Source organism: Burkholderia sp. Ac-20392 (assembly GCF_017104585.1).
In the GTDB taxonomy this organism is placed as follows: Bacteria; Pseudomonadota; Gammaproteobacteria; order Burkholderiales; family Burkholderiaceae; genus Burkholderia; species Burkholderia lata.
The window spans coordinates 1-2,030 of the sequence record NZ_JAAGPB010000904.1 but is presented as its reverse complement, the minus strand read 5'-3'; the positions used below and the strand labels follow the sequence as shown (position 1 = coordinate 2,030).

Annotated in this window: 3 protein-coding genes and 1 pseudogene; 3 read left to right on the top strand and 1 reads right to left on the bottom strand. The window is 60.1% G+C overall.

Features of this window, described 5'->3' with window-relative positions; translation table 11 throughout:
• Positions 1 to 414 precede the first annotated feature (414 nt).
• From rplM to erpA, 3 genes are all read left to right on the top strand, one after another.
• On the top strand, positions 415 to 843 hold the full coding sequence (gene rplM / locus G3N99_RS39560; protein ID WP_009687896.1) for a 50S ribosomal protein L13: 429 nt from the start codon (positions 415 to 417) through the stop codon (positions 841 to 843).
• A gap of 11 nt (positions 844 to 854) precedes the next feature.
• A complete protein-coding gene (gene rpsI / locus G3N99_RS39555; protein WP_006476904.1) occupies positions 855 to 1,247 on the top strand; it encodes a 30S ribosomal protein S9 in 393 nt (130 codons plus the stop codon).
• 218 nt (positions 1,248 to 1,465) lie between these two features.
• On the top strand, positions 1,466 to 1,837 hold the full coding sequence (gene erpA, locus G3N99_RS39550; RefSeq protein ID WP_011350956.1) for an iron-sulfur cluster insertion protein ErpA: 372 nt from the start codon (positions 1,466 to 1,468) through the stop codon (positions 1,835 to 1,837).
• Positions 1,838 to 1,904: 67 nt separating this feature from the next.
• On the opposite strand, the pseudogene G3N99_RS39545 reads toward erpA, so the two are convergent.
• Positions 1,905 to 2,030, bottom strand: a pseudogene (locus G3N99_RS39545) (hypothetical protein); the annotation flags it as partial.

Below are 2,030 nucleotides of genomic sequence, written 5' to 3'. Positions count from 1 at the left end.
GTGCGTCGAGCTTGGCTTCGCAGTCGGCGCGGGCGGCGACTGCGGGCGCCGCGGCGGCCAGCAGCGCGGCCGCGAGGAAGGGCGTAAGTCGTTGATTCATCATGCTTGTTTGTTGTTTTCCAGATTCGGCCGGTCTGGCGCGGGATGGTCATGTGCCGCGCGTCGATGGGTGCCTCCCCGGGCGCTCGGTTCGCCTGGCTTGTCGGGGCACGAACGGATTTTGGCCCATTTCGGCCGCCGTGGACACGGGATGTGGATTCCCTTTGACCGCGTTGCCGTATTTCCTTTATAATTCAGGGCTTTTCCGCATTCATGCCCACGGAAAAAGAACAGGGAGAGCCTGCACCGCGCCTCGAAGCGCACACAGACAAGCAGGAAGAACACATCGGGCAAAGCAATTTTTTTGGATCGATCATGAAGACGTTTTCCGCAAAAGCCCATGAGGTGACGCGCGAATGGTACGTGATTGACGCGACGGATAAGGTTCTCGGCCGTGTTGCCAGCGAAGTGGCACGCCGTCTGCGCGGCAAGCACAAGCCTGAGTTCACCCCGCACGTCGACACTGGTGATTTCATCATCATCATCAACGCAAGCAAGTTGAAGGTCACGGGCAACAAGACTCTGGACAAGAAGTACTACCGTCACTCGGGTTACCCGGGCGGTATCTATGAAACGACGTTCGGCAAGATGCAAGAACGCTTCCCGGGCCGCGCGCTCGAGAAGGCGGTCAAGGGCATGCTGCCGAAGGGCCCGCTCGGCTACGCGATGATCAAGAAGCTGAAGGTCTACGCTGAAGCTACGCATCCGCATTCGGCTCAACAGCCGAAGGCGCTCGAGATCTAAGGGGAGCCCACATGATCGGTAACTGGAACTACGGTACGGGCCGCCGCAAGAGCGCAGTCGCACGTGTCTTCATCAAGGCTGGCAAGGGCGACATCATCGTCAACGGCAAGCCCATCGCTGACTACTTCTCGCGCGAAACGTCGCTGATGATCGTGCGTCAACCGCTGGAACTCACGAACCACGGCCAGACGTTCGACATCAAGGTCAACGTCAACGGCGGCGGCGAAACGGGTCAGGCAGGTGCAGTGCGCCACGGTATCACCCGTGCACTGATCGACTACGATGCGACGCTGAAGCCGTCGCTGTCGAGCGCAGGCTTCGTCACGCGCGATGCACGTGAAGTCGAGCGTAAGAAGGTTGGTCTGCGCAAGGCACGTCGCGCAAAGCAGTTCTCGAAGCGTTAATTCTGCTTCATGGCCTCGCCGCTCCCGGGCGGCGTCCGCCGGAAAAACCGCCAGTGTTCGCGCTGGCGGTTTTTTTATGTCCGTTTCCAGACGCGTGCTGCCGCGGCCCGCGCGGGCGTGTTTGATGAAATCGACAAGAACCTATTGATTTCATGGACTTCAGCACGATCTTCTGATCGGCCCTACAATAGCGGCTAAAGCTTTTTGGAGAGTTCGCAATGAACGCTGTTACCGAATCCGCAGCAACGACGGCCGAAATGCCGGTTCCGTTCGTCTTCACCGACGCCGCAGCCGACAAGGTCAAGCAACTGATCGACGAAGAGGGCAATCCCGACCTGAAGCTGCGCGTGTTCGTGCAGGGCGGCGGCTGCTCCGGCTTCCAGTATGGCTTCACGTTCGACGAGGAAGTCAACGAGGACGACACCGTGATGAACAAGAACGGCGTCCAGCTCCTGATCGACTCGATGAGCTACCAGTACCTGGTCGGCGCCGAGATCGACTACAAGGACGACCTCAACGGCGCCCAGTTCGTGATCAAGAACCCGAACGCGAGCACCACCTGCGGGTGCGGCTCGTCGTTCTCGGTCTGAGCACACGCCAGATCCGATCCGGTTCGCCGGAATGAAAACGGGGCTTCATGCCCCGTTTTTTATGCCCGTTCACGAGGTTCGCGAGATCGGCGCCCGAGAAGCCCGGCGTGCCGCGCGCGATGACTGCCGCATCGACGTCGTTCGAGATCGGTACCTTGCGCAGGTGCACGCGCATGATCTGTTCGCGGCCGCG

What these genes read in the sequence shown, in the direction of transcription:
- rplM (WP_009687896.1), top strand. Translation starts at nt 415, where the DNA reads ATGAAGACGTTTTCCGCAAAAGCCCATGAGGTGACGCGCGAATGGTAC.
- rpsI (WP_006476904.1), top strand. Translation starts at nt 855, where the DNA reads ATGATCGGTAACTGGAACTACGGTACGGGCCGCCGCAAGAGCGCAGTC.
- erpA (WP_011350956.1), top strand. Translation starts at nt 1,466, where the DNA reads ATGAACGCTGTTACCGAATCCGCAGCAACGACGGCCGAAATGCCGGTT.